The organism is Protofrankia sp. Cr1 (genome assembly GCF_963555865.1).
GTDB lineage: Bacteria > Actinomycetota > Actinomycetes > Frankiales > Frankiaceae > Protofrankia.
Genome location: NZ_CAUVXO010000015.1, coordinates 2,826 through 5,309, shown reverse-complemented (window position 1 = coordinate 5,309; position 2,484 = coordinate 2,826). Strand labels below are relative to the sequence as shown.

Genomic DNA, 2,484 nt, shown 5'->3' with positions numbered 1-2,484 from the left:
CCTGGTGCCGGGGTCGGCGCGGGTTGGCTGGATTCGGCACTGGACACAGCGTCCACTCTCTCACCGCATGGCAGGTCCGGGAGCTGACAAAGGGGCCACAGTCGTGGTCGTAGATCACCCTGCCATCAGCGCTGTGCGTAGGTCGCGAGGAACCGGCCGATACGGCCGACCGCGTCGGTGAGATCGTCCACACCGGGCAGGGTGACTATCCGGATGTGGTCGGGTCTGGGCCAGTTGAAGCCGGTGCCCTGCACGACGAGAATCTTCTCGGCCAGAAGCAGGTCCAGGACGAGCCGTTCGTCATCGACGATCGGGTGAACGGCGGAATCGATACGTGGGAACGCATACAGCGCTCCACGTGGCTTTACGCACGATATGCCGGGAATATCGTTGAGCAGTTTCCACACCACGTCGCGTTGCTCGTGCAGCCGACCACCGGGCAGGACGAGATCGCCGGCGCCACCGTCATCCGCAAGCGCGGCCTGCATCGCGTACTGGCCCGGGACGTTGGCGCACAGCCGCATGTTCGCCAGGATGTTGAGGCCTTCGACATAACTGGAAGCATGCATACGTGGACCGGAAAGAACCATCCAGCCGGAGCGGAAGCCGGCGAGGCGGTACGCCTTCGACAGCCCGTTGAACGTCACACACATGACATCCGGGGCGAGCGCCGCGGTGGAGACGTGCTCGGCGTCGTCATACAGGATCCGGTCGTAGATCTCGTCAGAGAAGATCATAAGGTTGTGTCGGCGGGCGATCTCGATGATGCCGGCGAGGACCTCACGACTGTAGACGGCGCCGGTCGGGTTGTTCGGGTTGATCACCACGATTGCCCGCGTCCTGGCGGTGATTTTGCCGGCGATGTCGTCGACGTCGGGCGTCCAGTCGGCGGATTCGTCGCACATGTAGTGGACGGGCCGGCCGCCGCAGAGGCTGACCACCGCTGTCCACAGCGGGTAGTCCGGTGCCGGGAGCAGCACCTCGTCGCCGTCGTTGAGCAGCGCCTGCAACGACATCATAATCAATTCTGAGACGCCGTTACCGAGGTAGACGTCGTCGGTGTCGATACTGGCGATACCCTTACCGGTCGCGTACCGGACCACGGCCGCTCGTGCGGATGGCAGGCCCTTGGAGTCGCTGTAACCCTGCGCGTCGGCGAGGCTGTGTATCACTGCCTGGAGAACCGCCGGTGGGGCGGCGAACCCGAACGGCGCGGGGTTGCCGATGTTCAGCTTCAGGATGCGCTGACCCTCGGCTTCCAACCGCGTCGCCTGGTCGAGGACGGGACCCCGGACGTCATAGCAGACGTCGGCGAGTTTGTCGGACTGGGTGAACTCCATCTGCCAAGGGTAGGCGCGCCGTCCACCGGATTTTCTCACCCTGGCCAGGGGAGTCGGGCCAGGTGCTGCGGGGTCAGTGCGGGGTCAGGTGTTGCGGGGCAGATCGGGGGTGAGACCGCGGCCCAGCCCGCGGCCAAGACGGACAGGATGGCGCACCGGCACCGGTACCGGCAGCGGGCCGGTGTCGTCGACATCGGCGAAATGGGTCTCCTTGCGGACCTGGTAAACCCAGCTTTTGCTGACGCTGATGCCGCGGGCGGCGAGCAAGGCCGAGGCCTGCGATGCCGATCCGCCGGTCTGTTCCAGTGCGTGGATGATGGCGTCGCGCTTTCCGGTGATGTCCAGTCCCGGGGACTCCGGACCGGACGACTGCGCGGCAGCGTCGTGCAGGTCGGCCTCATCCGCCGCCCCGGCATCAGCCTCCGCACCGGCGTCATGCATGCCCGGACGGTGTCCACCGGGCAGATCGACCAGATCGACCAGATCGGCTGCATCGGTCGGCTCCACGGGGTCGGCCAGGTCTGCCAGATCGGCCAGATCGGCCAGATCGATGGCGTCGGCGGGATCTGGCGTCGGCACCGGGGCGGGGGCGAGGAACAGCGGCGACCGCCCGACCGTGGACTGCTCCGCGCGCGGGCTGGGAATGCTTGCTGTGCCGCCGGCATCCGCGAGGCGCCGTGCGGCAACGCCCGTGACGCCCGTGACGCCCCTGGCTTGGCGGTGAGCGGCGGGGCTGGAGCCAGTGGGATGGATCTGGCGCATGAGCAGTTCATAGGAGCCGAGCAGCGCCAACGGTGGCCATGCCGCGATGACCCGGGCTGTCAGGGTGGGTTCCGCGTGCAGGACGTTTGCAGCCAGTGACGCACATGCACCCAACGTAAGGAGCGCGTAGGACAGCCCGGAACGGCGCCGTCCCGCGCGGCGATCCGCCAGCATGGTCATGGATGCGGCTACGATCATGCCGTCCACGCTGAACGGCAGCACCGCCGCCGTCATGGAGTCCTCGCCGTGTCCAACCGCGACGCCGCGCATGTGGCGGTAGGAGACGAAGGCCGCCACCGCCGCGACCAGGGTGACGGCCGCAACCGTCGTCACCCGAATGGCCCGCTCTGCAAACGCATCCGATTGACCACCAAGAGACACC

At 67.0% G+C, this 2,484-nt stretch carries 2 protein-coding genes; both read right to left on the bottom strand.

Annotated elements, in window-relative coordinates:
- Positions 1 to 125 precede the first annotated feature (125 nt).
- Positions 126 to 1,340 (bottom strand): pyridoxal phosphate-dependent aminotransferase, encoded by a 1,215-nt coding sequence (locus tag U9980_RS03015; protein ID WP_322750711.1) that lies wholly within the window; start codon positions 1,338 to 1,340, stop codon positions 126 to 128.
- Between the two features lie 84 nt (positions 1,341 to 1,424).
- Positions 1,425 to 2,484 (bottom strand): DUF2637 domain-containing protein (locus U9980_RS03010; protein ID WP_416210127.1); only part of this gene is annotated, 1,060 nt, incomplete at its 5' end.

What these genes read in the sequence shown, in the direction of transcription:
- U9980_RS03015 (WP_322750711.1), bottom strand. Translation starts at nt 1,340, where the DNA reads ATGGAGTTCACCCAGTCCGACAAACTCGCCGACGTCTGCTATGACGTC.